The following is a 26,220-nucleotide window of genomic DNA, read 5'->3' as shown; positions in this document are numbered from 1 at the left end:
TCACTGGAAATGGCGGAAGGTGATGTTGTGGCGGTAGTCGGTGCCGTCGCGCGCGGTGCCGGTCAGGCGCAGGCGCCACTGCCCGTCGCCCAGCTCCACCGGCGCGACGAAGGCGCCGTTGACGCGGGTCAGCACCAGCTCCTGGTCCTCGGCCTGGCTGGTGGGCCGGGTCAGCAGCGCATGCAGCTCGGCCGGGTTGACCGGCGCGCCGCTGGCATCGACCAGGTGCAGCACCAGCGTGCCGTCGCCCGGGATCTCGACGCTGGCCGTCCAGCCCAGCGCCTGCTGGGCAAAGCGGCGGTCGTCGAAGGTCTGGCTGTCGGCGTAGCTGGACGACACCTCCATGCCGGGGAAGGTCGAGACCGCCTGCACCGCCATGAACACGTTCACGCCGATGATGATGCCGAAGCCGCCCACGAAGATCGCCAGCACGTGCCAGCCGGTCAGCTTGCGCCCCGTGTCGGGGGCCCCTGCGTCGATGCTCATTCGATGTCCCTCCCGAAGAACGTGGTATCCTCGTACGTGCGCGTGGTGGTGCTCAGGTCCTCGACCCACAGGCGGATGTCGGTCAGGTTGCCGTCGGCCGCCGCGCTGCCCGGCGGCGCGATCACGTAGACACGCTGCAGCTGGGTGCTGTCCACCGCCACCGTGACGGTGTCGCCCGGCACCCCCTCCAGCTCCACCGCAAAGGCGGCGTCCGCCGTGACGGTGACGCGGAAGTCGGTTTCCTGGTTGGTCATGTTGCGGATCCGCACGTCATAGGTGTTGCGGATCGACCCGTCCGACAGGGTCACGAACTGCGGGTTGCGCACCGGGGCGACGGTCACGTCGATGTCGGAGCGGATGAACAGCAGCACCGTCAGCCCGATGCCGATCGACGACCACAGCACGGTGTAGATGATCGTGCGCAGGCGGAAGATGTGCTTCCACACGTTCTTCTTGGGGTTGCCGGCGCGTTCGTTGGCCTCGTCGGTCAGGGCCATGTAGTCGATCAGGCCGCGCGGCTTGCCGATCTTGGCCATGATGTCGTCGCAGGCGTCGATGCACAGCGCGCAGGTGATGCACTCCAGCTGCTGGCCGTCGCGGATGTCGATGCCCACCGGGCAGACGTTGACGCAGGCGTTGCAGTCGATGCAGTCACCCAGGTTCTCGCGGTCCTTGCCCTTGCCGCGGGGCTCGCCGCGCCAGTCGCGGTAGGCCACCGTGATGGTGTCCTCGTCCATCATCGCGGCCTGGATCCGCGGCCAGGGGCACATGTAGATGCAGACCTGCTCGCGCATGAAGCCGCCGAAGACGAAGGTCGTCGCGGTCAGGATGCCGATGGTCGTGTAGGCGACGAAGGCCGCCTGCCCGGTGACGAGCTGCACCAGCAGCGTCGGCGCGTCGGCGAAGTAGAACACCCAGGCCCCGCCGGTGGCCACCGCGATCAGGAGCCACACCACCCATTTCGTCAGCCGCAGCCGCCACTTGGTGAAATCCCACTTGGCGTTCCACAGCCTGAGCCGCGCGTTGCGGTCGCCCTCGATCCAGCGTTCGACGGTGAAGAACAGGTCGGTCCACACCGTCTGCGGGCAGGAATAGCCGCACCAGACCCGCCCCAGCGCCGAGGTGAACAGGAACAGCCCCAGGCCCGCCATGATCAGGAGGCCCGCGACGAAATAGAACTCGTGCGGCCAGATCTCGATCCAGAAGAAGAAGAAGCGCCGGTTGGCGAGGTCCAGCAGGACCGCTTGGTTCGGCAGGTCCGGGCCGCGGTCCCAGCGGATCCAGGGCGTCACGTAGTAGATGCCCAGGGTCACGATCATGATGACCCATTTCAGGTTGCGAAACCGGCCCTTCACGCGCTTGGGAAAGACGGGTTCGCGCGCAGCATAGAGCTTCTGCGGCTCTTCGGTGGCACTCATGACGGTGAGACTCCCGGAATCTGAATAATGGTCCTGCGCAGGTTCCTTGTAGGAAGGGGGGCGCGTCGCCTCCTTGACGTGGATCAAACCCCGGCACGGCAAGGAAATTGACCCTGTCACAGGTTGTCGCAGGCCGGGCGGCGGGGGCCCGGACGGCAAACCGCCCCGCGCGCCCTTTCCGGGGCGGCGGGGCGGGCTATGGTGTGGCACCGGTCCCGTAGGAAACGCGCGAACAGGACCGGGACCGGTGCCGATCCGCCGACCGGGAGGGGCCGACGGAACCGAGACCCCGGCGGCTTACTCGCCGCCGCCGAGGGAATGGACGTAGACCGCGACCGAACGGACCTCGGCCTCGGACAGCCGGCCGGCGGCGGACGCCTCGGCCGACCAGGGCGGCATGACGCCGAAGCGGGCGTTGCGCACCGTGTACTCGATCGCCTCCTCCGAGCCGCCATAGAGCCAGATGGCGTCGGTCAGGTTCGGCGCGCCGAGGTAACGGTCGCCGGTGCCGTCATCCAGGTGGCAGGCGGCGCAGTTGTCGGCGTAGACGGTGGCCCCGGCCTCGACCAGCGCGGCGTCGGCCTCCTGCCCCGAGATGTTGCGGACATACTGCACGACCGAGGCGATCTCCTCGTCCGACAGCAGCCCCTCGAAGGCGGTCATCTGCGAGTAGCGGGCCATCGGGTCATCCTCGTTGCGGATGCCGTGGCTGATCGTCGCGTGGATGTCGTCGATCGTGCCGCCCCAGAGCCAGTCGTCGTCCAGCAGGTTCGGATAGCCCGACGCCTGCACCCCGGCCGCGCCCGAACCGTGGCACTGCGAGCACCACGTGGCGAAGGTCGCGGCCCCGCCCTGGATCGCGTAGTTGTAGAGATCCGGGTTGGCCTCGGGGTTGATCGCCGCCAGCTCGACCTCGGTGATCCGGGTGCGGATGTCGGCGTTCATGTCGTCGAAGCGCTGGATGTCCTCGGCCACGTTGGCCCGGGTCGAGAAGCCCAGGATCCCCGGCGTCGCCCCGTTGACCAGCGGCCAGGCGGGGTAGAGCACCGTGTAGACCACGGCCCAGGCGATGGTGGCGTAGAAGGTCCACAGCCACCAGCGCGGCAGGGGGTTGTTGAACTCCTTGATGCCGTCCCAGGAATGGCCCGTGGTGTCCGGGTCGCCCGCCATGAGCTTCTGCTCCTCGGGGTGCTTCTTGTGGTCTTCGATCATTGCCGCGCCTCCTTGGTCTGGCGGGTCCGGGCCGGCGCGCTGTCGTCGCTCATCGGCCGGTCATCGTAACGGAACGGGATGTTCGCGGTGTCGCGGTGAACCTGCCGGCTGCCGGGTCGCAGCGTGAACAGGATCACCCCGAGGAAGCTGAGGAGCATGAACATCATCCCCCAGCTGCCCGCGAAGACCCGCATGATGGTGTAGGTGTCTTCCATCCGTCGGGCCCTCCCTTACCGGCTCGCCACGGCTTCGCCCTCGGAGAAGGTCGAGAAATCGACCAGCGTTCCGAGCATCTGCATGTAGGCGATGAGCGCATCCATCTCGGTCACCTCGGGGTTGCCGTCGAAATCCCGCTGCTGGGCACCGGGATAGCGCTCGACCACGCCGGGGTCGCCGAAATCGGTCGCCTGCTGGATGAAGTCGACCTGCGCCTCGGCGATCATCTCGTCGGTGTAGGGCACGCCCACCAGCCGGTGCGTCGACATCAGGTCGGCGATGTAGGTCGGCCGGAGCACGTTGTCGGCGAGGAACGCGTAGGACGGCATCACCGATTCCGGCACCACCGACTGCGGGTTCATCAGGTGGTCGACGTGCCACTCGTCCGAGTAGCGGCCGCCGACGCGGGCGAGGTCGGGCCCCGTCCGCTTGGAGCCCCACTGGAACGGGTGGTCGTACTGGCTCTCGGCCGCGAGGCTGTAGTGCCCGTAGCGTTCCACCTCGTCGCGCATTGGCCGGATCATCTGCGAGTGGCAGACATAGCAGCCCTCGCGGATGTAAATTTCCCGGCCGGCCAGCTCCAGCGGCGAGTAGGGCCGCATCCCGTCCACGTCCTCGATCGTGTTCTCGAGGTAGAAGAGCGGCGCGATCTCCACGATGCCCCCGATGGTGACGACCAGGAAGCTGAGCGTCAGCAGGAGGGTCGCGTTGGTTTCGATCTTCTTGTGACCTTCAAGTGCCATCTGTCAGGCCCTCCTTATTCTGCCGGCGCCGCGACGGGGGCGTCCTTGCGGACCTGGCCCACCTTCACGGTCATCCAGAGGTTCCAGCACATGATCAGCGCACCGGTGAGGAACATGACCCCGCCCAGACCCCGCACCACGTACATCGGGAATTTCGCGGCCACGGTGTCGGCGAAGGAGTTCACGAGGAAGCCCTGCGCATCGACCTCACGCCACATCAGGCCTTCCATGATCCCCGTCACCCACATCGAGGCGGCGTAGAGCACGATGCCGATGGTCGCGAGCCAGTAGTGCCACGAGACGGCCTTGAGGCTGTAGAGCGACTGCCGGTTCCACAGCTTCGGGAACAGGTAGTAGAGCATCCCGAAGGTGATCATCCCGTTCCAGCCCAGCGCGCCGGAGTGGACGTGGCCGATGGTCCAGTCGGTGTAGTGCGACAGGCTGTTGACCGCGCGGATCGACATCATCGGGCCTTCGAAGGTCGACATGCCGTAGAAGGCGACCGAGGTGACCATCATCCGCAGGATCGGGTCGGTGCGGAGCTTGTCCCACGCCCCCGACAGCGTCATCAGGCCGTTGATCATGCCGCCCCAGCTGGGCATCCACAGCACGACCGAGAACACCATGCCCAGCGTCGACGCCCAGTCGGGCAGCGCGGTGTAGTGCAGGTGGTGCGGACCGGCCCAGATGTAGAGGAAGATCAGCGCCCAGAAGTGGATGATCGACAGCTTGTAGCTGTAGACCGGGCGTTCGGCCTGCTTGGGGATGAAGTAGTACATCATTCCCAGGAAGCCGGCGGTCAGGAAGAAGCCCACGGCATTGTGGCCGTACCACCACTGCGTCATGGCGTTCTGCACGCCCGAGAACAGGGTGACCGAGGCCGAGCCGAACAGCGAGACCGGGATCTGCAGGTTGTTGACCACGTGGAGCATGGCGACGGTGACGATGAAGGACAGCAGGAACCAGTTCGCCACGTAGATGTGGGGCTCCTTCCGCTTCATCAGCGTGCCGAGGTAGAGCAGCAGGAAGGCGACCCAGACGATGGTCAGCCACAGGTCGGTCAGCCACTCGGGTTCCGCGTATTCCTGGCCCTGGGTCGAGCCCAGCAGGTAGCCCGTCGCCGCCATGGCGATGAACAGCTGGTAGCCCCAGAACACGAACCACGCGAGGTTGCCGCCCCACAGCCGCGCGGCCGAGGTGCGCTGCACGATGTAGAACGACGCCGCCAGCAGCGCGTTGCCCCCGAAGGCGAAAATCACCGCCGAGGTGTGCAGCGGCCGCAGCCGCCCGAAGTTGAGGTAGCCCTCGGCCCAGTGGAAGTTCAGCACCGGGAAGGCCAGCTGGAAGGCGATGAACACGCCCGCAAGGAAGCCCACGACGCCCCAGAAGGCCGTGGCGATCGCCGCGGCCTTGACGGGCCCGTCCATGTATTCGTTGGCCGGGGCGGGCACCCTGGCCTCGCCGGTGCGGCGCAGCACAACCACGAACGTGATGGCCGCGGCGCCCATGATCAGCAGGGCATGGACCAGGTAGGCCGCGTCCCGTGCGTAGTTGGCCGCGATCGCGGCACAGACCGCGACCAGGCCAAGGATCAGTAGCTTCACATAATCAAGCATTGATCGTCCCTTCGTCATGCCCCGGTTCCGACTCGCACAGCCGTCCGGAGCTGTTCCATCTGCACTCCACATCGCGGAAGGGCCGGAAAAGAGCCTTGATCCATGTCAAACCCTCCCCGCGGGGCTGTTGACGCAGGTCAAGGTGCGGCGTCCTGCCCCGGTCTAGACCGGACGCGAACAGACTGAGGGAGGCGCAGATGGCCTACAAAACGATCCTGACGATCCTGACCGACCCCAAGGAGGTGGCCGGCGTGCTTGGCGCGGCGGTGCCCTTCGCGGCCGGCTGCGGCGCGCATCTCGACGTGCTCTGCCTCGGGATCGACCGCACCCAGACCGGCTACTACTTCGCCGGCGCGACCGCGCTGATGCACGAGGAAACCATCGCCCAGGCCCAGGCCGAGGCGACCGAGGTCGAGGCCGCGGCGCGGGACGCGCTGGGGCGCAGCGACATCTCCTGGGGGATCGACGCGCTGGTGGCGCAGTCGGCCTCGGTGGCGGGCCTGGTGGCGCGGCGCGCGCGCTTTGCCGACCTCGTGATCCTGCCCAAGCCCTACGGCGAGGGGCAGTATGCCGACGCCCCCGTGGTGGTCGAGGCGGCGATGTTCCAGGGCCACGCCCCGGTCGTCGTGCTGGCCGAGGGCAAGCGGCTCGACCCCGCGCCGAAAAAGATCGTGGTGGCGTGGAACGAGTCGAACGAGGCGATGGCGTCGATCCGCCGCGCCCTGCCGATGCTGCAGTCGGCCGACGCGGTGACCGTCTGCATCGTCGCCCCCGAGCGGCACGGCTCGGACGCCGCCGACCCGGGTGCCGAGCTGAGCCGGATGCTCAGCCGCCACGGCGTGAAGGTCGAGGTCACGATCCTCGCCCAGACCCTGCCGCGCGTGTCCGAGGTGATCGCCCGCCACGTCGCCGACACCGATGCCGACCTGCTGGTGATGGGCGCCTACGGCCATTCCCGGTTCCGCGAGGCGATCCTCGGCGGCGCGACGCGGAACATGCTGGAACACGCCCAGGTGCCGGTGTTCATGGCGCACTGAGCGCCGCAGCGACCCGGGTGTCCCCGCGCGGGGCACCCGGCCCTTGCGGGGGCGCGAAGCCCCCCTCACCCGGTGTCGGGATCCGGCCCGCCCCGCGCGGGAGCGGGGTTCAGGCCAGCACGCCGCCGTCGGCGTCGTCGCCGGTCTCGTCCATCAGCAGGTCGAAATCGGGGATCACGATGTGCCGCTTGCCCTCCAGCCGGATCACGCCGTCCTTTTTGAGGCTCGACATCTGCCGGCTGACCGTCTCCAGCGTCAGGCCGAGGTAGTCGGCCATCGCCTCGCGGGTGAGCGGCAGGTCGAAGGCGACCTCGCCCGCGGTCGGGCGCTGCTGCAGCGTGGCGTCGCGGCGGGCGATGATCGACAGGAAGCTGGCGATCTTCTCGCGCGCGGTCTTGCGGCCCAGCAGCAGCATCCATTCCCGCGCGGCGTCCAGTTCATCCAGCGTCATCTCCAGCAGGCGCTGGCTGACATGGGGCGTGTTGGCCAGCAGGTCCTGGAACGGCGTCCGGCGGAAGCAGCACAGCTGGAGGTCCGTGGTCGCGGTCACGTCGTAGGCCGCGCGGTCGCGATTCGGGCGCCCGAGGAAGTCGGACGGCAGCAGGAGGCCCACCATCTGCCGGCGCCCGTCCTCCATGGTCTGCGTCAGCGCGGCGACCCCGTGCACCACCGAGGCGACGAAATCCATCTTGTCGCCGGCCCAGACGATGGTCTGCCCGGCCTCGTAGTTGCGGTAGTACTTGATGGCCTCCAGCTGCTCGAGCTCGTCGGTCTCGCAGCGGGCACAGACCGCGCGATGCCGGATCGGGCAATCGGCGCATTCCACCTGGGGAAAGGCGAGCTGTCTCTGGGCCATGGTCTATCCCTTCCGCCTTGCGGCCATCGGGGCGCGCTTGATCTGGATCAAGGTCAAACGGCGCGTTTCATTTCTAGTGGTATTACAATGGAAAACGTCAATCAACTTCGCCGCCTGGGGCTCTTCGACGCAAAAGTCCCGCGCTACACCAGCTACCCCCCGGCCACGAAGTTCTCGAACGACGTGACCGGCCCGGTTTTCCAAGACTGGGTGCAGGCAATTCCCGCCGGCGCCCGGATCTCGCTCTACATGCATGTGCCGTTCTGCCGCAGGTTGTGCTGGTTCTGCGCCTGCCGCACCCAGGGCGTGCGGACGGACGAGCCCGTCGTCGCCTATGTCGAGTCGCTCAAGCAGGAGATCGCCACGCTCGGCCGGCTCCTGCCGCGGGGCGTGCAGGTGGCGCGGCTGCACTGGGGCGGCGGCACGCCGACGCTGCTGGCGCCCGGCCTGATGACCGCGCTGGCAGGGGCGCTGCACGGGGCCTTCACCTTCACCGACGACGCCGAGTTCTCGGTCGAGATCGACCCCAACGAGATCGACGCCGCCCGCATCGCCGCGCTGGCCGACGCCGGCATGAACCGCGCCTCGATCGGGGTGCAGGATTTCGACCCCGACATCCAGCAGATCATCGGCCGGGTGCAGGGCTACGAGGTCACCCGCGCCGCCGTCGAGGCGCTGCGCGCCGCCGGCATCCATTCGCTGAACGCCGACATCCTCTTTGGCCTGCCGCACCAGAACCAGGCGCGCATCTCCGATTCCGTGCAGATGCTGCTGTCGCTGTCGCCCGACCGGGTGGCGCTCTACGGCTACGCGCATGTGCCGTGGATGGCCAAGCGGCAGTCGATGATCCCGACCGAGGCCCTGCCCTCGCCCGAGGAACGGCTGGCGCTGTTCGAGACCGCCCGCCGCCTGTTCATCTGGGACGGCTACGACGAAATCGGCATCGACCATTTCGCCAAGCCCGAGGACAGCATGGCCGTCGCCGCCCGCACCGGGCACCTGCGGCGCAATTTCCAGGGCTACACCGACGACACCTGCGAGGTGCTGATCGGCATGGGCGCCTCGGCGATCTCGCGCTTTCCGCAGGGCTACGCGCAGAACGCCAGCTCCACCGCCGCCTACCAGAAGGCGGTGCGCGCCGGCGAGCTGGCCACCGGGCGCGGCCACGCCTTCAAGGGCGAGGACCGGCTGCGCGCGCGGATGATCGAGATGCTGATGTGCGAGTTCCGCATCGACAGCGCCGAGATCGCCCGCGACCACGGCGTCCCGCCGCGGCGGCTGACCGAGCTGTATTCCCGCGCGGCCGACCAGTTCCCCGGCATGGTCCGGGTCACGCCCGAGGGATTCGAGATCCGGCCCGAGGGCCGGCCGCTGGCGCGCATGATCGCGCGCGCCTTCGACGAGTACGAGATGCGCGCCGAGGGGCATTCCTCGGCGATCTGAGACAGGCGCCCGGCGCCCGCAGCCTGCCCCCGCGGGGGGCGGGCCTGATGTCTTGTCGTGCCGGGCGGGGCCGGGGGCCCGCTGCGCCCGGCCGGGGATCGGGTGGTCGCGCATCATGCAACCGAGGGTTGCACGAAATGCACCATCAGACAACTAACGCGAATGGAAATATTTTCAGGCGGCGCCGATCTCGCCGAAGGCCGCGCGCATCAGGTCGCGGGTGTAGTCCGACCGCGGGCTGGCGAACAGCGCCGCGGTCTCGCCCGCCTCCACCACGTCGCCGTTGCGCATGACGATCACCTTGTGGCTCAGCGCGCGCACCACCTTCAGGTCGTGGCTGATGAACAGGTAGGCGATGCCGTTGCGCCGCTGCAGCCCGCGCAGCAGCTCCACGATCTGCACCTGCACCGTCATGTCGAGCGCGCTGGTCGGCTCGTCCAGCACCACCAGCTTGGGCCGCAGGATCATGGCGCGGGCGATGGCGATGCGCTGGCGCTGCCCGCCCGAGAATTCGTGCGGGTAGCGGTCCATCATCGCCGGGTCGAGGCCCACTTCGGCCAGGATCTCGGCCGCGCGCGCGCGGCGGACCTCGCGCTCGAAGCCCTGCACCTCCAGCCCCTCGCCGACGATCTGCTCCACCGTCATCCGGGGGCTCAGGCTGCCGTAGGGGTCCTGGAACACGATCTGCATCTCGCGCCTGAGCGGCCTGAGCTGCGCCGACCGCAGCCCCTGCACGTCGCGCCCCATGAAGATCACCGGCCCCTCCGACCCGATCAGCCGCATGATCGCCAGCGCCAGCGTCGTCTTGCCCGACCCGCTTTCGCCCACGATCCCCACGGTCTCGCCCGCCCGCACGCTCAGCGTTGCGGCGTTCACCGCCTTCACGTGGCCGACCGTGCGGCGCATCAGCCCGCGCTGGATCGGGAACCAGACCTTGAGGTCGCGCGTCGACACGATCTCGGGCGCGTCGGCCGGCACCGGCTCGGGCGCGCCCTTGGGCTCGGCGGCCAGCAGCTTCTGCGTGTAGGGGTGGCGCGGGTTGGCAAAGATCTCGGCCGTGCGCCCCTGCTCCACGATCTCGCCGTTCTGCATCACGCAGACCCGGTCCGCGATGCGGCGGACGATGCCGAGGTCGTGGGTGATGAACAGAAGGCTCATCCCCATGTCGCGCTTGAGCTCGGCCAGGAGCTCGAGGATCTGCGCCTGGATCGTCACGTCCAGCGCCGTCGTCGGCTCGTCCGCGACCAGCAGCTGCGGGCCGTTCGCCAGCGCCATGGCGATCATCACGCGCTGGCGCTGCCCGCCCGACAGCTGGTGCGGATAGGCCCCCAGCCGCGTTTCCGGGTCGCGGATGCCGACGCGGGTGAGCAGCTCGATCACCCGCGCCCGCGCCGCCTCGCCGCGCAGGCCCTGGTGCAGCGCAAGGCTTTCGGTGATCTGCTTTTCCAGCGTGTGCAGCGGGTTCAGCGACGTCATCGGCTCCTGGAAGATGAAGCTGATGTCGTTGCCCCGGATCTGCCGCAACAACCCCTCGGCCGCGCCCACCATTTCCTGCCCGCCGTATTTCACCGACCCGGTGATCTCGGTCGCGCCCGGCACCAGCGCGACGGTGCTGAGCGCCGTCACCGACTTGCCCGAGCCGCTTTCCCCCACCAGCGCGACGGTCTCGCCCTTGTCGACATGGAACGACACGCCCCGCACCGCGCGCACGGCGCCGAAGCTGACGGAGAGGTTGCGGACGTCGAGAACTCTCATCTGGTCAAACCGGAGGATTGCATCATCTGAACGTCTTTCGCGGGTCGAAGGCGTCGCGGATGCCCTCGAAGATGAACACCAAGAGCGACAGCATGATCGCGAAGGTGAAGAAGGCGGTGAAGCCCAGCCACGGCGCCTGCAGGTTGTTCTTGGCCTGCAGCGTCATCTCCCCCAGCGACGGCGCCGAGGACGGCAGGCCGAAGCCGAGAAAGTCGAGGCTCGCCAGCCCCCCGATCGTCCCCGTCACGATGAAGGGCAGGAAGGTCAGCGTCGCCACCATGGCGTTCGGCAGCACGTGGCGGAACATGATCTTGCCGTCCGCCACGCCCAGCGCCCGGGCCGCGCGGACGTATTCGAAATTGCGCGCGCGCAGGAATTCGGCCCGCACCACCCCCACCAGCCCGGTCCACCCGAACAGCACCATCAGGAACACCAGCAGCCAGAAGTTCATCACGAAGATCGCCGAGATGATGATGATGATGTAGAGGCTGGGGGTCGAGTTCCAGATCTCGATCACCCGCTGGAAGATCAGGTCGAGCCAGCCGCCGTAGTAGCCCTGCGCCGCCCCCGCCGCGATGCCGATGACCGAGGTCAGGACCGTCACCACCAGCGCGAAGCTGACCGACAGGCGGAAACCGTAGATCACGCGGGCCAGCACGTCGCGGGCGGTGTCGTCGGTGCCGAGCCAGTGGTTCGCGTCCGGCGGCGACGGCGCGGCGCGGCCGATGTCGTTGACGGTGTTGTAGCTGTAGGGAATGAGCGGCCAGAGGATCCAGCCCTGCTCCACCTCGACCCCGTCGAAGCTGCCGGTGTCCCGCACCTGGGCGATCACCTCGGCGGGGTCGTCCCAGCAGTCCTCCAGCCCGCCCGACACGATCAGGCACTGCACCTCGATGTCGCGGTAGACCGCCTCGGTGCGGAAATCGCCGCCGAACTCGGTCTCGGGGTAGAAGGCGAAGATCGGCGTGTAGTAGGCGCCGCGGTACTGCACCAGGATCGGCCGGTCGTTGGCGATGAACTCGGCGCAGAGGCTCAGGCCATACAGCACCGCGAAGATCCACAGCGACCAGTAGGCGCGGCGGTTGGCCTTGAAGTTCTGCCAGCGCCGCTTGTTCAGCGGCGACAGCCAGCCGCGCCGCGACGGCGGCACCGTCAGGGGCGGGGTGGGGCGCAGCATCGGCTCGGGGTCGATGCGCGGGCGCGCGGGGTCGGGGCCGCGGGGGCGATCGTCGGGCATCGCCATCTCAGGTCTCCCGCGTGTCGAAGTCGATCCTCGGATCGATCCAGACATACATCAGGTCCGACAGGATGTTCACGACGAGGCCGATCAGGCCGAACACGAAGAGCGTGCCGAAGATCACCGGGTAGTCCCGGCTGACCGCGGCCTCGAAGGCGAGCCGCCCCAGCCCGTCCAGCGAAAAGATCGTCTCGATGATCAGCGACCCGCCGAAGAACACGCCCACGAACACCGCCGGGAACCCCGCGATCACGATCAGCATCGCGTTGCGGAACACGTGGCCGTAGAGCACCCGCCGCTCCGCCAGCCCCTTGGCGCGGGCCGTCATCACGTACTGCTTCTTGATCTCTTCCAGAAAGCTGTTCTTGGTCAAAAGCGTCAGCGTGGCGAAGGCCGAGATGGTCGAGGCCAGCACCGGCAGGGTGATGTGCCAGAAATAGTCGCCGATCTGCTGGATCAGCGTCATGTCCTCCCAGCCGTCCGAGGTCAGGCCGCGCAGCGGAAAGATCTGGAAATAGCGCCCGCCCGCGAACACCACCAGCAGCAGGATGGCGAACAGGAACCCCGGGATCGCGTAGGCCACGATGATGACGCCCGAGGTCCAGGTGTCGAACTTAGATCCGTCCCGCGTCGCCTTGGCGATGCCCAGCGGGATCGACACGAGGTAGGCGATCACCGTCGACCACAGGCCCAGCGAGATCGACACCGGCATCTTCTCGATCACCAGGTCCACCACCGAGATCGACCGGAAATAGCTCTCCCCGAAGTCGAAGCGCATGTAATCCCACATCATCAGGCCGAAGCGTTCCAGCCAGGGGATGTCCTCGGCCACGCATTCCTCGGCGCGCAGGTCGGGGGTGCCGGCAAAGCCGTCCTCGCAGACGATGCGGGCGAAGTTGAACTGGATCTTCAGCTCGTCCAGGAACTGCGGCGGCAGGCCCCGCGCCCCCTCGTAGCCGCTGCCCTCGATGTCCTGCGCGCCCATCGTCTCGCTGCCGCCGCCCGAGATGCCGGCAAAGACGTCGCCCTCGCCCTCCAGCTGCGCGATGACCTGCTCGATCGGGCCACCCGGCACGAACTGGGTCAGGCCGAAGTTGATCACCATGATCCCGAACAGCGTCGGGATCATGAGCAGCAGGCGTCTGAGGATATAGGCGCCCATCCCGGGTTACAGCACGCCCTGGTCGCGCAGGGCCTGTTCCGCCGCGGGGTCCACCCACCAGAAGTCGAGGAAGCCGATCCCGTAGGGCGGCAGCGGCTCGGGGTAGCGGTAGTGGTTGTAATAGGCGACCCAGGCGTTCTGGTTGAACCACTGCGGCACCCGGAGCCGGTAGCTGCGCAGCACGCGGTCGAGCGCCCGGGTGGCGATCTCCATCTCCTCGCGGGTCTCGGCGCGGATCACCACCTCCAGCAGCTCGTCGATCACCGGGTCGGCAAGGCCCGCCACGTTGAACAGGCTCTCGTCCGCCCCGATCGACCCGAACAGCTGCCGCAGCGAGGTGCCGGGCTCGTAGCCGGTCTGGAAGAAGTCGGTCAGGATGTCGAAATCGGCGCTGCGCTGGCGCTGCTCGATCTGCGCCCCGTCGACCCGCGTCAGCCGCGCGTCGATGCCGATGGCGCGCAGGTTCTCGACGTAGGGGTTGATGATCCGGTCGAACAGCGCCCCGGCGTTCAGGAACTCCACCGACAGCGTCTGGCCGGCGGCGTTGCGCAGCAGGCCGTCGCTGCCCGGGGTCCAGCCGGCCTCCTCCAGCAGCGCGGTGGCGCGCCGGGCCTGCCGGCGGTCGAAGTTGCGCTCGGGGTCCGACGCCGGCGTGGCAAAGGGCTCCTCGGTGAACACCTCCTCGGGCAGCCGGTCGCGGAACGGCTCCAGCACCGCGAGTTCAGGGCCCGACAGGATGCCCGTCGCCTCGAGGTCGGTGTTCTCCCAGAAGCTGTCGATCGGGCTGTAGAGCCCGTAGAACAGCGTCTGGTTGGTCCACTCGAAATTGAACATCAGCGCGATGGCCTCGCGGACGCGGGGGTCCTGGAACTTCTCGCGGCGCAGGTTGAAGACAAAGCTCTGCCCGGGCGCCAGCAGGCCCTGCGGGATCTCCTCGCGGATCACGATGCCGTCGGTCAGCCGCGGGAAGGTGTAGCTGTTGGCCCAGTTCTGCGACGAGTTTTCCTGCCGGAACAGGTAGTTGCCGGCGGTGAAGCCTTCAAAGGCGGCGATCGCGTCGGCGTAGTACTCGACCCGGATGCGGTCGAAGTTGTAGCGCCCCTGGTTCATCGGCAGGTCCCAGCCCCAGTAGTCGGCGTCGCGCAGGAACACGGTGGACCGGCCCGGATCGACCTCGCGCAGCACGTAGGGGCCGGACCCGATCAGCGGCGTCAGGCGGCTGTCGGCAAAGGGCAGGCCGCTGGCGATGTGGCTCGCCTCGCTGAACACCGGCAGCCCGCCGGCGGCCTCGATCCGGCCGCGGATCTGGCTGTCGGGGTTGAAGTCGAAACGGATGCGCCGCTCGTCCAGCACCTCGGCCCCCGCGATGGTCAGCGGGATGTTTGCGCGGAACGACGGCAGCCCCTCGTCGCGCAGGATCTCGTAGGAAAACTGCACGTCGCGGGCCGTGACCGGCGTGCCGTCCGAGAACCGGGCGCCCTCGCGGAGGGTGAAGATCACGTAGGACCGGTCCTCGGGGAAGGCCATGGTCTCGCACAGCAGGCAGTAGCTTTCGCCGATGCTGTCGAGCGGGCCCTCGAGCATGGACTCGAAGAAGATGCTGGCCAGCACCGCGGGCGTGCCCTGGTTGGTGTAGGGGTGCATCGAGTCGAAGGTGCCGCCGTTGCTCGACCACGAGAACGACATCTCGCCGCCGCGGGGCGCGTCGGGATTGACGTAGGAAAAATGCGGGAAATCCGCCGGGTAGGTCAGGTCGTCGACCCCGAAGGTCGACACGCCGTGGGTCACGATCAGGGCGTCATCCTGGGCCCGGGCGGGCAGCGCGGCAAGCGCCAGCATCAGCGCGCCGGCCAGCGGCAGGGCCATGCGGGCGAAGGGGGCGGTCCGGGGGACCGCGACGGCGGCGGCAGGGCGGTCGGTCATGCGGGTCTCCGTGCTCGTCCACAACGGGGGTGCGTCCCCCTTTATCTGTGTCGCACCACGTTAGAGACCAGCCCGGCCCGGGTTCAAGACGAGATTGCGTGAACGGCCCCTCCGGTCCATGCAGAAAGGCCGCCCACGGGGGGCGGCCCTGTCATCGCGCGGGGGCGCGGATCACTCGGTGGTGGTGGCGAGGTAGGCGATCAGGTTCGCCCGGTCCTCGACATCGCTCATGCCGTTGTAGGCCATCGCGGTGCCCGGCGCGTAGCTGCGGGGGCTGAGCAGGAACTCGGCCAGGTTCTCGGGGGTCCAGTCGCCCTCGAGGCCGCGCAGCGCGTCGGAGTAGTTGAAGCCGGCCACCGAGTGCTTGGCGCGGCCGACCACGCCGTTCAGGTGCGGGCCGACGCCGTCGCGCCCGTCGAGCGCGTGGCAGGCCGAGCACTGGCGCCACAGCCGTTCGCCCGCGCCCGCGTCGGCGGCGGCATAGACATCCGCAAAGGCCACCTCGACCACCTCTTCCGGCTCGGCCGCGTCGTCGCCCTCATGGACCAGGATGGCGTAGCCCGGCACGTGATCCTCGCCGTGGTTCTCGATGTTGTAGAGCCCGTCGGCGGCCCAGCCGCCCAGCAGCAGCACCAGCATGGCGCCGCACACGGAGGCGAAGGCCTTGGTGATGGTCATGGTGTCGAACATGGTCTTCCCATTCGTCTCGCGGTTTCGGGGCTATGTATGGGGTTTCGCCAACCCAAGGCAAGGTGTAGGGAGCGCGACGAAACGCCCACATCCCAAGGTGGAGACATGACCGCACGCATCGCCTTCCAGGGGGAGCCGGGTGCCTATTCGCACCAGGCCATCCACGACGCCCGCCCCGGCATGGAGGCCCTGCCCTGCGCCACCTTCGAGGACGCGATCGAGGCCGTGCAGTCCGGCCGCGCCACCCAGGCGATGCTGCCGGTCGAGAACACGACCTATGGCCGGGTGGCCGACATCCACCGCCTTTTGCCGGAATCCGGCCTGCACATCGTCGACGAGGTGTTCGTCCGGGTGCACATCAACCTGCTCGCCGTGCCGGGCGCGCAGCTGTCCGACATCCGCGAGGCGCACAGCCACCTGGTCCTGTTGCCGCAATGCGCGCGCTTCCTGCGCGAGAACGGCATCAAGGGCCAGGTCAGCCCGGACAACGCGCGGGCCGCCCGCGACGTGGCGGCCTGGGGCGACCGGTCCAGGGCGGCGCTCGCCTCCGAGCTTGCCGCCGAGATCTACGGTCTGAACGTGCTGGCCCGCCACATCGAGGACCACGACACCAACACCACCCGCTTTCTCATCATGGCGCGCGAGCCCGAGATGGCGCGCCGCGCGTCCCACATGATGACGACCTTCGTGTTCCGCGTCCGCAACATCCCCGCCGCGCTCTACAAGGCGATGGGCGGCTTTGCCACCAACGGCGTGAACATGACCAAGCTGGAAAGCTACATGGTCGACGGCTCCTTCACCGCGACGCAGTTCTACGCCGACATCGAAGGCCACCCCGACGACGCCAACGTGAAGCTGGCGCTTGAGGAACTCGACTACTTCACCAGCTTCCTCAAGATCCTCGGCACCTACCCCGCCGCCTCGGTGCGGGACTGAGCCGACCCGAAAAAAAGGGGAGCCCCGGGGCCTGAGCGGCCTCGGGGCTCTGCGTATTGCGCGTGGGGTGCGGGACGTGTCCCGCCCCTGCGATCAGTTCTGCACGCGGCTGAGGATGCCGGTCACCGCCACGCGGTCACCTTCCTCCACCGACCGCGCCAGGGCGAGCAGGTCGCCGCGGCTGAAGTCGCGGGCATCGACCCCGAGGTCATCGGCCACCGACTGAAGCCAGCCGGTCGCCACCGTCTCGCCGCGCGAGGACGCCACCGACGTATCCGACGAGACGCCGCGGGCCGCCTGCAGGTTGCGGGCCTGGGCGTAGTCCCCCTCCTCGACGGCGCGGGCGATCGCCTGCTGCACGCCAAGGCGCTCGATCGTCGCGGCATCGAGGTTCGACCCGCCGGACAGGATGAAGTCGATCCGGGTCTGGTCGTTCTCCTCATAAGCGCGGTTCAGGTCCGCCAGCTCGGCCGCGGTGAAGGTGCCGGGGGTGACGCCCAGCGTGGTTTCCAGCTGGGTCTGCGCGGCCACCGGAGCGGCAAGGGCGAGGGCGGCGGCGGTTGCAAGAAAGAGCGGTTTCATAAAGCAAATCCTTTCGGGTTGGTGCCGGTCCCGGCGGTCCTGCCGGTCGGCGGTTCGTGTCGGCGTCGTGCCGTCGATGATCCCGAGATCGGATCTCCCGAGCTGCATTTCAAATCACATACCTTGGACGTTTCCGTGATGAACGTGCGCTGATGCACATAGCTGTTTATCGGCGCACCGGGTGCCCCCCTTGCGCTTCGCGGCGGGCGCTCCAACGGGCCGTCGTCAGGGGGTGAAACGCGTCTCGGGCGGCAGGCGCTTCAGCGCCGGATGCGGGAAATTCCGCTCGGCGGTGATGGCGTAAAAGGTCTCGACGATGCCCAGGTCGCCCGGCGCGGCCACCAGCGTGCCCGCCGCGATCTCGTCCTGCACCACGACCAGCGGCGCCAGCGCCACGCCCACGTCGGCCCGCGTCAGCAGGCGGACCATGGCCATGTCGTCCACCTCGGCGGCGATCCGGGGGGCGATGCCGCGCCGGGCGCACAGCGCGTCGAACCCCGTGCGGATCGAGCTTTCCGTCGGCAGGATCAGCGGCTGCGTCTCCAGCAGCCACCCCGCGTCGCGCCCTTTCATCCTGTCCCACGTCCCCACCAGCGCGACCGGCTGCGCCGCGATGCGGTGGGCGGTCAGGTCGGGAAAGGCCGCCGCGTCATGAGGTTCGGTCGACAGCACCACGTCCAGCGCCAGCCCCGCCAGCCGCGGCAGCAGCGTCGGCCCCGACCCTGACACCAGCGCCAGCGGCACCTCGCCCAGCACCGGCTGCAGGAACCGCATCTGGAAGTTGCGCGACAGCGTCGACAGCGCGCCCACCCGCAGCGGCCGCGCCGCGCCCGCGCCGTCGCCCAGCGCCGCCAGCAGCTCCTCGCCGGTGCCGAAGATGCGCTCGGCGTGATCCAGCGCGATCCGCCCGGCTTCCGTCAGGATCAGCTGCCGCCCCTTGCGCTCGAACAGCGCGTGGCCGAGCCGCTCCTCCAGCTGCCGGATCTGCGTCGACAGCGCCGACTGCGACAGGTTCAGCTTTTCCGCCGCGCGGGTCAGGTGCCCCTCGCGGGCGACCTCGCGGAAATAGCGCAGGTGGTGGTAGTTCAGCCGGTCCATCTTCGGGATTATAGAACGGACGGGCCGGCTGCGCAGCAGTTTCTAGAAGCCGATGACCGCCCCCGCCAGCGCGATCCAGACCGGGATCGACAGGATCGCGACGGGCGTGCCGATGCCGGTCGAGGTGCCGACATAGGCGCTCGGGTTCGCCTCGGGCAGCGCGCCCCGCAGCGTCGGAGGGCCCGAGATGTCCGAGCTGGAGGCCGCCATCACGGCCAGCAGCACGACGCCGCCCGCGGAAAAGCCCGTCAGGTGATGCGCGACCAGCCCCGCGCCGAAACCCATCAGCCCGTGCAGGAAGGGCGCGGCGATGCCGTAGAGGACATAGGCGTGCGCGACCTTCCGCATCTCGCCCAGCCGCGCCCAGGCCTCCATGCCCATGATCAGCATGAGGATCGACAGGAACCCCCGAAACAGCGGCTCGTAGAAGCCCTCGTAGACCTGCTCGGGCCGGCCCAGCAGGCCGATGCCGAGGCCCAGCAGCAACGCGGAAATCGCGGGGCTTTTCAGCGTGTCGGCCAGGATTTCCCGGACGATCCCGTCACCCGCGCCGCCACCCATGGCGACGGTCGCCGTGCCCCCGCCCACCGAATGCGCGGCCACGGCGCGGGCGGCGCTCATCTTGGCCATGAGGATCGCGGTCACCAGCGCCGCGATGTCCATGAACGGGTAAAGCGCGCCGATGAAGCCCTCGTAGGCGATGCCCTCGGCGTCCAGCATCACCATGCCCGCGGCCAGCGTCGAGGCCGAGACCGCGCCGAACAGGCCCGCCGTCGCCATCCCGTCCATCCGGTTCACGCCGGGCCAGCGCGCCAGCGTCCGGCTGCACAACAGCACGATGGCGATGCCAAGCCCCGCCGCCGCCAGCGCCGGCACGGCCAGCGCCACGACATCCGCCTCGCGCACCGAGATGCCGGCGCCGAGGCCGACCTTGAGCAGAAGGACGAGGACCAGGAACTTGTAGACCGGCTCGGGCACCGTCAGCCTGCTGCCCATCGCGGCCAGCACCATGCCGCCGATCAGGAAGGCGAGCGTCGGTTTCTGCAGTTGCTCGACGATCGTCGCGGCGCTGCCGAAGATCATGTCCATGTCGCGTGTCCCCCGCTTGGGCGTTGCCTGTTGGCGGGGATATGCGCGGGGGCAGTCAGAAAGAAAAATACATGTTCTGGCATTTCCGTTCCGATTTATGGAACGATCAGCCCAGCAGCCAGCCAAGCCCCCAGAGGCTGCCCATCCCCGCCACGATCGCCCAGATCGCGTTCTTCGTCCAAAGCCCGACCCCGAGCGCCGCCGCCGCCGCGGCGATGCGGACCGGGTCCATCTGCCCGCCCGTCGCCTGCGGCCAGAGGATCAGGGGCGTCACCATGGCGGGCAGGATGGCGACCGCGGTGTAGCGCAGGTGGCGCAACAGCCAGGGCGGCAGCTGCCGGTCGCCGAGGATGCCGAGGAAGGAGAAGCGGATCACGAAGGTTCCGACGCCGAGGGCGAGGATGATGAGCCAAAGCTCCGTATGGGTGTAGTTCATCGCCGCGCCTCCATCCGGCGCTCGACCTCGGCGCCGACGATCATGGCGGCAAGGCCCGCGGCCAGCAGCCACAGGTTCCACGGCAGGAAGGCGAGCAGGATGGCCATGACCACCGAGGTGACGGCGGCGGCGACATGGGCGAGCGTGCGCAGCGCGGGGGCGATGAGGGCGAGGAAGGTGATCGGCACCGCGAAGTCGAGGCCCAGCGCGGGGGGGATCGCCTCGCCCACCACGATGCCGAGCGCGGTGGCGCCGACCCAGACCGGGATCACGGGGGTCGAGGTGCCGAAGAAGAAGGCGACCTTTTCGGCGACCGACTGGCGCGGGTTCGCCTCGTAGTCGGCATGGCCGAGCGCGTAGGTCTGGTCGACATTCATGTAGGCGATCAGCGCCCGCTGCCAAAGGGGCGCGGGGCCGAGATGCGGGGCGAGCGAGGCGGAATACATCGCCATGCGCAGGTTCACCGCCAGCGCCGAGGCGACCACGATCAGCGTGGGCGCGTTGTCCTGCATCAGCTGCAGCGCGGTGAACTGCGAGGCGCCGGCGATGACCAGCACGGTGAAGCCCATGACCTGCGCGATGGACAGCCCCGCCTCGGTGCCGACCACGCCGAACAGGAGACCGAAGGGCCCGACCACGATCACGAAGGGCAGCGCGGTGCGGACGCCGCGCCAGTAGGCGGTTCGGGGGCTGGATGCGGGCATGGGGGCGGGCTAGCCTTTGGCTGTGACAGCGGGGGCATAGGCCAGCCGCCGGGGGGATGCAATTCAGGCTTTGTGAGGGGCGGCATGACGGATCTGGACAGGCCGCCGGCGTTCTTCAACGTGAACGGCCGGGCGGATCTGGAGGTTGCGGAGGCGTGGGCGGCGCGGGGATGAGCGGGGTGGAGACCGTCATCATGGTCGACTGGTCGGCGCGGTCGGCACCGTCGCCGGCGCGGCCGGTGAAGGACGCGATCTTCGTCGCGGAGCGGACGGCGGGCGAGACGCGCGTGACCTACCACCGGACGCGGGCGGCGGCGGTGGCGGCGCTGGAGGCCGCCTTCGACGCGGCGCTGGCCGAGGGGCGCCGCGTGCTGGCGGGGTTCGACTTTCCCTTCGGCTACCCGCGGGGCTTTGCGCGGGCGGTGACGGGGCGGGACGATCCGCTGGCGCTGTGGGGCTGGCTGGCGGAGGCGGTCGCGGACGACGACCGGAACGGCAACAGCCGCTGGGAGGTAGCGGAACGGCTGAACGGGATGTTCCCCGGCGTGGGGCCATTCTGGGGCTGCCCGGCGGGGCGGGCATCTGGCCTGTTGCCGATGCGGGGCACGGCGCGGCACGGGCACGGGATGGCGGAGCGGCGCGCGGTGGAGGAGCGGCTGAGGCGGGCGCAGCCGGTGTGGAAGCTGTTCACCACGGGGTCGGTGGGAAGCCAGGCGCTGCTGGGCCTGCCGCGGCTGGAGGGGTTGCGGCGGCGCTACGGGGCGGACCTCGCGGTGCGGCCCTTCGAGGGGCGGGAGGCGCCGATCCTGCTGGCGGAGGTGTATCCGTCGATGCTGGACGCCGAGGTGCGGCGGCGGCAGGGGCCGGGGGAAATTCTCGACGCGGCGCAGGTGCGGGTGCTGGCCGAGGCCTTCGCGGGGCTGGCGCCGGGGCGGCTCGACGCGATGCTGCGGGAGGGCGACCCGGTGGAGGGCTGGATCGCGGGGCTGGGGCACGAGGCGGAGCTGGTCGCGGCGTTGCGGTGACGGGGGCGGAAAACGCGCGTTTTCCGCGGCGTTTTCCTCGAGGAAAACGGGCGCGAAGCTGCAGCTTCGCGGGTGGGAAAACTGCAGTTTTCCCGGGTCTCCGGTGCGGAAAGCCGCTGCTCTAGTCGAAGGTGCCGGCGACGCGGCCCAGCAGCATGAAGGCCCGCGCGGTTCGGGTGTTGGCCAGCGCCACGATCTCGGCGTCCGAGGCGTTCTTCTCGAACTCCATGAAGGTCCGGTCGAAGTGGCGCAGGAAATGGTGCGCCGCGTCGCGGAACACCGGGTCCTTCTTCATCCGGCCCGCCGTCAGGACCAGCGAGGACCGGTCGTGGATGCCCCCCAGCGCTGCGATGGCGCGGCCCCGGTCGCCCGCGGCGAAGCGGCGCCAGACCTCGGGGCGGGCGCGGTCGGGGCGCAGGTCGTCCATGTAGATGCCGTCCTGGCTGAGCAGCGTCAGCACGTCCTGGCTGGCGCGGATCAGGCGTTCGGTCGCCCGGTCCTCGAGCGCGCGGCGCAGCGTGCGGAACCCCTCCTTGTCGTGCTCGTTTTCCGGGAAATTCAGGGCCTTGATGAAATCGGCGACCGAGATCGGGTCCTTTTCCGCGGGCGTGGCCAGCGCGAGGCCCGGCTGGGGCAGCTCGGGCGCGGGGGGCGGCACGGCGGCGCGCTCCTCGGCGGGGGGGAGCGCGCGGAGGGACGAGAACACGGCAGGGGTGCCCTGCCCCGCGCTGCGCTGGGTTTCCACCAGCTCCTCCAGCTTGGCGACAACGGCGGGCTTGAGGTCGAGGGCGGCGCGCTGCTGCTGGTCGACATAGGCCGCGCGCATGGCGTCGATGGAGGCCTGCAGGCGCGCGGCCTCCTCGCGCAGGCCGCGGGCGGTGCGGGCGGCGCTGGCCGCGACCCAGATCAGGGCGATCGGCATGACGATGGCGAGCACGGTCAGGACGCCGTCGGCGAAGCCGTCGCCGCCCTCGCCGTCGCCGCCGCCGAACAGGATGACGGCGACGATCCAGATCAGGGTCAGGATCAGCGCGGCGATCTCGATGACCGTGATGCGGCGCGCCGGCTCCTCCCGGGCGTAGAGGCCCAGCTCGAGGGTCGAGGGCTTCTGGTCGTCGCGCATCAGGGCGATCGCACTCCGCGGGGGGTCGGCGGCGCTCAGACGTAGGCTACCGAGACGATCTCGTAATCCTTGTCGCCGCCGGGCGTCTTGACCTCGACGCTATCGCCCTCTTCCTTGCCGATCAAGGCGCGGGCGAGCGGCGAGTTGATGTTGAGCAGGCCCTTCTCGATGTTGGCCTCGGCCTCGCCGACGATCTGGAAGGTCTTTTCCACGTCGTCCTCGTCGACCAGAACCACGGTGGCGCCGAACTTGACCGGGCCCGACAGCGTTTTCGGGTCGATCACGTTGGCGCGGCTGATGATGCCCTCGAGCTCCTTGATGCGGCCCTCGATGAAGGACTGCTTTTCCTTGGCCGAGTGGTATTCCGCGTTCTCGGACAGGTCGCCGTGCTCGCGCGCCTCGGCGATGGCCTGGATGATGGCCGGGCGCTCGACGCTTTTCAGCTGCTTCAGCTCGTCGTTCAGGGCCTGGTAGCCCGCGGGGGTCATCGGGATCTTTTCCATCAACTTGGGCCTTGGACTGCATGGGAAAATGGTGACATCGAGCGGCCGAGGTTAGGGCCGTTCGGGCGGGGGTTCAACGGGGTCCTGGCCGTGTCAGGGGCGGCTGGAGACGCCGACCTCGACGGTCCCGGTCAGGGTGACACCGGGGCGCGGCTCGGGGCGCTCGGGCGCGCCGTCGGCGCCGCAGGCGGCAAGGATCGCAAGCGCCAGGAGCGCGGCGAGGGGGCGGCAGGGGCGGGTCAAGGCAACATCTCCTTCCAACGGGCGATCTGGGCACGCACCTGCGCCGGCGCGGTGCCGCCGTAGGAGGTGCGCGAGGCGACGGAATTGTGCACGCCCAGCACCGCGAAGATATCCTGCGTGATGCCGGGATGGACAGACTGCATCTGCGCGAGGCTGAGCTCCGGCAGATCGACGCCGGCCTGCTCGGCCATCGCCACCAGCGTGCCGGTGACGTGGTGCGCCTCGCGGAAGGGCAGGCCGAGGACGCGCACCAGCCAGTCGGCGAGGTCGGTGGCGGTGGAGAAGCCCGAGCCCGCCGCCTGTTCCAGCGCCTCGCGGTTGGCGGTCATGTCGCGGACCATGCCCTCCATCGCGGCGAGCGCCAGCATCAGCGTGTCGGCGGCGTCGAAGACCTGTTCCTTGTCCTCCTGCATGTCCTTGGAATAGGTCAGCGGCAGGCCCTTCATCACCGTCAGGAGCGCGACGTTCGCCCCGAGGATGCGGCCGATCTTGGCGCGGATGAGTTCCGCCGCGTCGGGGTTCTTCTTCTGCGGCATGATGGACGAGCCGGTCGAGAAGCGGTCGGACAGGCGCACGAAGCGGAACTGGGCCGAGGACCAGATCACCAGCTCCTCGGCGAAGCGCGACAGGTGCATCGCGCAGATCGAGGCGGCGGCGAGGAATTCGAGCGCGAAGTCGCGGTCGGAGACGGCATCGAGCGAGTTCGCCATCGGGCGGTCGAAGCCGAGGGCGGCCGCCGTCATGTGCCGGTCGATCGGGAAGGAGGTGCCGGCCAGCGCCGCGGCGCCCAGCGGGCTTTCGTTCATCCGCGCGCGGGCGTCGGCGAAGCGGGAGCGGTCGCGGGCCAGCATTTCCACATAGGCCATCATGTGGTGGCCCCAAGTGACGGGCTGGGCGGTCTGGAGATGGGTGAAGCCGGGCATGACCCAGTCGGCGCCCTGCTCGGCCTGCCGGAGAAGGGCGCGCATCAGCGCCTCGAGCCCCTGGATCGCGGCGTCTGCCTGGTCGCGGACCCAGAGGCGGAAATCGGTCGCCACCTGGTCGTTGCGCGAGCGTGCGGTGTGCAGCCGGCCGGCGGGTTCGCCGATGACCTGTTTCAGCCGCGCCTCGACGTTCATGTGGATGTCTTCCAGCGCGGTGGAGAACTGGAAGCCGCCGCCCTCGATCTCTGACAAGACCGTGAGCAGACCTTCCCGGATGGCGGCGACGTCGCTATCACTCAGGATACCCGTGGCCGCCAGCATCGCCGCGTGGGCGCGGGACCCCTCGATGTCCTGTTTCGCCAGCCGCTTGTCGAAGCCGATGGAGGCGTTGATCGCCTCCATGATGGCATCGGGTCCGGCGGCGAAGCGCCCGCCCCACATGGCATTGGCGGTGGTCTCGGTCATGTCTGCTGGCCCTTCGGAGGGAATTCGATGATCCGCAAGCTGCGTCTCGCCGTGCTCTACATCGCCGCGGGGGTGATGGCAAACGCCGCCCCGGCGCAGGACCTGTCGGCGTTGCTGATCGGGGAGATGCGGGGGCTGGTGGTGCATGAGGAGCCGGTGGCGGCCTCGGCCCTGCCGTTTTTGCGCGCCGACGAGACCGAGGGGAGCCTGGCCGATTACGCCGGGCGGTACGTCGTCCTGAATTTCTGGGCGACCTGGTGCGCGCCCTGCCGGGAGGAGATGCCGTCGCTGCAGGCCCTGCAGACCCGGCTTGGCGGCGAGGATTTCGCGGTGGTGACCCTGGCGACCGGGCGGAACCCACCGCAGGCGATCCGGCGCTTCTTCGAGGAAACCGGCGTCACCGATCTGCCCGAGCACCGCGACATCAACCAGCAGATCGCCCGCGAGATGGGGGTGTTCGGGCTGCCGATCACGGTGATCCTGGATCCCGAGGGGCGGGAGATCGCGCGCCTGCGGGGCGATGCGCATTGGGACAGCCCCGAGGCGATCGCGCTGATCGAGGCGTTGCTGGCGGGTGGCGAGGGGTGAATTTGGGGGCGCTGCCCCCGTCGCCCGTTCCGGGCGACTCCCCCGGAGTATTTTCGAAGCAAAGATGAGGGGGGCGGCGGCGCGTTAACCTTGATGACGGATTAACGGAGCTCGGCGTGGCGGGGGCAGGTCACGAGGTGGTCGTTCACGACGCCCGTCGCCTGCATCCAGGCATAGGTGATGGTGGGGCCGCAGAAGCGGAAGCCGGCCTTTTGCAGGTCCTTGGACAGGCGGGTGCTGAGGGGCGTGGCGGCGGGAACCTCGGCCATGGTCGCGCGGTCGGTCTGGAGCGGCTGGCCGTCGACGTAGCGCCAGACGAACTCGGCGAAATCCGTGGTGTCGGAGATCTTCAGGTAGGCCCGCGCGTTGCCGATGGTGGCCTCGATCTTGCCGCGGTGGCGGACGATGCCGGGGTCGGCGAGAAGGTGGGTGATTTCGGCCTCGCCCCAGGACGCGATGGTCTCGGGGTGGAAGCCCTGGAAGGCCGCGCGGAAGGCGTCGCGTTTCCTGAGGATCGTGATCCAGGCGAGCCCGGCCTGGAAGCCGTCGAGCACCAGTTTTTCCCACAGCGCCCGGCCGTCGCGTTCGGGCACGCCCCATTCGGTGTCGTGGTAGGCGACGTAGAGCGGGTCGGTGCCGCACCAGGGGCAGCGGCCGGGGTCTTGCATCGGGAAACTCCGGACAATTGGAACAAAATGGAAACCTTCACCC

The 26,220-nt window shown here is 69.0% G+C and carries 27 protein-coding genes; 5 read left to right on the top strand and 22 right to left on the bottom strand.

Translation table 11 applies throughout. The features are described from left to right. From HCU73_RS00605 to ccoN, 6 genes are all read right to left on the bottom strand, one after another. Positions 1–486 (bottom strand): FixH family protein, encoded by a 486-nt coding sequence (locus HCU73_RS00605; RefSeq protein ID WP_168621471.1) that lies wholly within the window; start codon positions 484–486, stop codon positions 1–3. Continuing rightward, positions 483–1,904 carry a cytochrome c oxidase accessory protein CcoG gene (gene ccoG, locus HCU73_RS00600; RefSeq protein WP_168621470.1) on the bottom strand — a complete coding sequence of 474 codons (1,422 nt, stop codon included), beginning with the start codon at positions 1,902–1,904 and terminating at the stop codon, positions 483–485. Before ccoG ends, HCU73_RS00605 begins: the two co-directional genes overlap by 4 nt. A gap of 297 nt (positions 1,905–2,201) precedes the next feature. Then, positions 2,202–3,116, bottom strand: a complete 915-nt coding sequence (ccoP, locus tag HCU73_RS00595; protein WP_168621469.1) for a cytochrome-c oxidase, cbb3-type subunit III — start codon at positions 3,114–3,116, stop codon at positions 2,202–2,204. After that, positions 3,113–3,331, bottom strand: coding sequence for a cbb3-type cytochrome c oxidase subunit 3 (locus tag HCU73_RS00590; RefSeq protein WP_168621468.1), 219 nt, complete (start codon positions 3,329–3,331; stop codon positions 3,113–3,115). The genes ccoP and HCU73_RS00590 overlap by 4 nt, the downstream gene beginning before the upstream one ends. A gap of 15 nt (positions 3,332–3,346) precedes the next feature. Next, positions 3,347–4,075: a cytochrome-c oxidase, cbb3-type subunit II gene (gene ccoO / locus HCU73_RS00585; protein WP_168621467.1), complete on the bottom strand. Its 729-nt coding sequence runs from the start codon at positions 4,073–4,075 to the stop codon at positions 3,347–3,349. 14 nt (positions 4,076–4,089) lie between these two features. Further along, complete coding sequence (gene ccoN / locus HCU73_RS00580; protein WP_168621466.1) at positions 4,090–5,691, bottom strand: cytochrome-c oxidase, cbb3-type subunit I; 1,602 nt, start codon at positions 5,689–5,691, stop codon at positions 4,090–4,092. A 197-nt stretch (positions 5,692–5,888) separates the two neighbouring features. Here ccoN and HCU73_RS00575 point away from each other — a divergent pair, with 197 nt between their 5' ends. Beyond that, complete coding sequence (locus HCU73_RS00575; RefSeq protein WP_168621465.1) at positions 5,889–6,728, top strand: universal stress protein; 840 nt, start codon at positions 5,889–5,891, stop codon at positions 6,726–6,728. A 109-nt stretch (positions 6,729–6,837) separates the two neighbouring features. Here the strand turns inward: HCU73_RS00575 and fnrL are convergent, their stop codons facing one another. Continuing rightward, a complete protein-coding gene (gene fnrL, locus HCU73_RS00570; RefSeq protein WP_168621464.1) occupies positions 6,838–7,584 on the bottom strand; it encodes a transcriptional regulator FnrL in 747 nt (248 codons plus the stop codon). A gap of 87 nt (positions 7,585–7,671) precedes the next feature. Here fnrL and hemN point away from each other — a divergent pair, with 87 nt between their 5' ends. Beyond that, the gene (gene hemN / locus HCU73_RS00565) at positions 7,672–9,027 is read left to right on the top strand and encodes an oxygen-independent coproporphyrinogen III oxidase (RefSeq protein ID WP_168621463.1); all 1,356 of its coding nucleotides are present in this window, start codon (positions 7,672–7,674) and stop codon (positions 9,025–9,027) included. Between the two features lie 174 nt (positions 9,028–9,201). Here the strand turns inward: hemN and HCU73_RS00560 are convergent, their stop codons facing one another. From HCU73_RS00560 to HCU73_RS00540, 5 genes are all read right to left on the bottom strand, one after another. Continuing rightward, complete coding sequence (locus HCU73_RS00560) at positions 9,202–10,782, bottom strand: ABC transporter ATP-binding protein (RefSeq protein ID WP_168621462.1); 1,581 nt, start codon at positions 10,780–10,782, stop codon at positions 9,202–9,204. A 22-nt stretch (positions 10,783–10,804) separates the two neighbouring features. Next, complete coding sequence (locus HCU73_RS00555; protein ID WP_168622323.1) at positions 10,805–11,959, bottom strand: ABC transporter permease; 1,155 nt, start codon at positions 11,957–11,959, stop codon at positions 10,805–10,807. Positions 11,960–12,026: 67 nt separating this feature from the next. Next, a complete protein-coding gene (locus HCU73_RS00550) occupies positions 12,027–13,181 on the bottom strand; it encodes a microcin C ABC transporter permease YejB (protein ID WP_168621461.1) in 1,155 nt (384 codons plus the stop codon). Between the two features lie 6 nt (positions 13,182–13,187). After that, positions 13,188–15,104, bottom strand: a complete 1,917-nt coding sequence (locus tag HCU73_RS00545; protein ID WP_168621460.1) for an extracellular solute-binding protein — start codon at positions 15,102–15,104, stop codon at positions 13,188–13,190. 171 nt (positions 15,105–15,275) lie between these two features. Beyond that, entirely contained in the window at positions 15,276–15,794 is a 519-nt protein-coding gene (locus tag HCU73_RS00540; RefSeq protein WP_168621459.1) for a c-type cytochrome, read from the bottom strand. A gap of 105 nt (positions 15,795–15,899) precedes the next feature. On the opposite strand from HCU73_RS00540, the gene HCU73_RS00535 reads away from it, so the two are divergent. Further along, positions 15,900–16,730 (top strand): prephenate dehydratase, encoded by an 831-nt coding sequence (locus tag HCU73_RS00535; RefSeq protein ID WP_168621458.1) that lies wholly within the window; start codon positions 15,900–15,902, stop codon positions 16,728–16,730. A gap of 93 nt (positions 16,731–16,823) precedes the next feature. Here HCU73_RS00535 and HCU73_RS00530 read toward each other — a convergent pair whose 3' ends face one another. From HCU73_RS00530 to HCU73_RS00510, 5 genes are all read right to left on the bottom strand, one after another. Then, the gene (locus HCU73_RS00530) at positions 16,824–17,312 is read right to left on the bottom strand and encodes a hypothetical protein (protein ID WP_168621457.1); all 489 of its coding nucleotides are present in this window, start codon (positions 17,310–17,312) and stop codon (positions 16,824–16,826) included. Between the two features lie 225 nt (positions 17,313–17,537). Next, positions 17,538–18,410 (bottom strand): LysR family transcriptional regulator, encoded by an 873-nt coding sequence (locus HCU73_RS00525; RefSeq protein ID WP_168621456.1) that lies wholly within the window; start codon positions 18,408–18,410, stop codon positions 17,538–17,540. Between the two features lie 42 nt (positions 18,411–18,452). Continuing rightward, a complete protein-coding gene (locus tag HCU73_RS00520) occupies positions 18,453–19,499 on the bottom strand; it encodes a sodium-dependent bicarbonate transport family permease (protein WP_168621455.1) in 1,047 nt (348 codons plus the stop codon). 106 nt (positions 19,500–19,605) lie between these two features. Continuing rightward, a complete protein-coding gene (locus HCU73_RS00515) occupies positions 19,606–19,935 on the bottom strand; it encodes an AzlD domain-containing protein (RefSeq protein WP_168621454.1) in 330 nt (109 codons plus the stop codon). After that, on the bottom strand, positions 19,932–20,639 hold the full coding sequence (locus HCU73_RS00510; protein WP_168621453.1) for an AzlC family ABC transporter permease: 708 nt from the start codon (positions 20,637–20,639) through the stop codon (positions 19,932–19,934). Before HCU73_RS00510 ends, HCU73_RS00515 begins: the two co-directional genes overlap by 4 nt. Before the next feature lie 170 nt (positions 20,640–20,809). On the opposite strand from HCU73_RS00510, the gene HCU73_RS00505 reads away from it, so the two are divergent. Further along, positions 20,810–21,664 (top strand): molybdopterin guanine dinucleotide synthesis, encoded by an 855-nt coding sequence (locus HCU73_RS00505; RefSeq protein ID WP_168621452.1) that lies wholly within the window; start codon positions 20,810–20,812, stop codon positions 21,662–21,664. Between the two features lie 121 nt (positions 21,665–21,785). Here HCU73_RS00505 and HCU73_RS00500 read toward each other — a convergent pair whose 3' ends face one another. From HCU73_RS00500 to argH, 4 genes are all read right to left on the bottom strand, one after another. After that, on the bottom strand, positions 21,786–22,787 hold the full coding sequence (locus tag HCU73_RS00500; RefSeq protein ID WP_168621451.1) for a hypothetical protein: 1,002 nt from the start codon (positions 22,785–22,787) through the stop codon (positions 21,786–21,788). A gap of 35 nt (positions 22,788–22,822) precedes the next feature. Beyond that, the gene (greA, locus tag HCU73_RS00495; protein WP_168621450.1) at positions 22,823–23,290 is read right to left on the bottom strand and encodes a transcription elongation factor GreA; all 468 of its coding nucleotides are present in this window, start codon (positions 23,288–23,290) and stop codon (positions 22,823–22,825) included. A gap of 93 nt (positions 23,291–23,383) precedes the next feature. Beyond that, positions 23,384–23,533: an argininosuccinate lyase gene (locus HCU73_RS00490; protein ID WP_168621449.1), complete on the bottom strand. Its 150-nt coding sequence runs from the start codon at positions 23,531–23,533 to the stop codon at positions 23,384–23,386. Continuing rightward, positions 23,530–24,921 (bottom strand): argininosuccinate lyase, encoded by a 1,392-nt coding sequence (argH, locus tag HCU73_RS00485; protein ID WP_168621448.1) that lies wholly within the window; start codon positions 24,919–24,921, stop codon positions 23,530–23,532. Before argH ends, HCU73_RS00490 begins: the two co-directional genes overlap by 4 nt. A gap of 27 nt (positions 24,922–24,948) precedes the next feature. Between argH and HCU73_RS00480 the strand changes: the two genes are divergently transcribed. Continuing rightward, on the top strand, positions 24,949–25,509 hold the full coding sequence (locus tag HCU73_RS00480) for a TlpA family protein disulfide reductase (protein WP_239025404.1): 561 nt from the start codon (positions 24,949–24,951) through the stop codon (positions 25,507–25,509). Positions 25,510–25,610: 101 nt separating this feature from the next. Here the strand turns inward: HCU73_RS00480 and HCU73_RS00475 are convergent, their stop codons facing one another. Further along, positions 25,611–26,177, bottom strand: a complete 567-nt coding sequence (locus tag HCU73_RS00475) for a DNA-3-methyladenine glycosylase I (protein WP_168621447.1) — start codon at positions 26,175–26,177, stop codon at positions 25,611–25,613. Positions 26,178–26,220: the final 43 nt, after the last annotated feature.

It is taken from the genome of Roseicyclus persicicus (genome assembly GCF_012395815.1).
Lineage (GTDB): Bacteria > Pseudomonadota > Alphaproteobacteria > Rhodobacterales > Rhodobacteraceae > Roseicyclus > Roseicyclus persicicus.
This window is presented reverse-complemented; position numbering and strand designations above follow the sequence as displayed.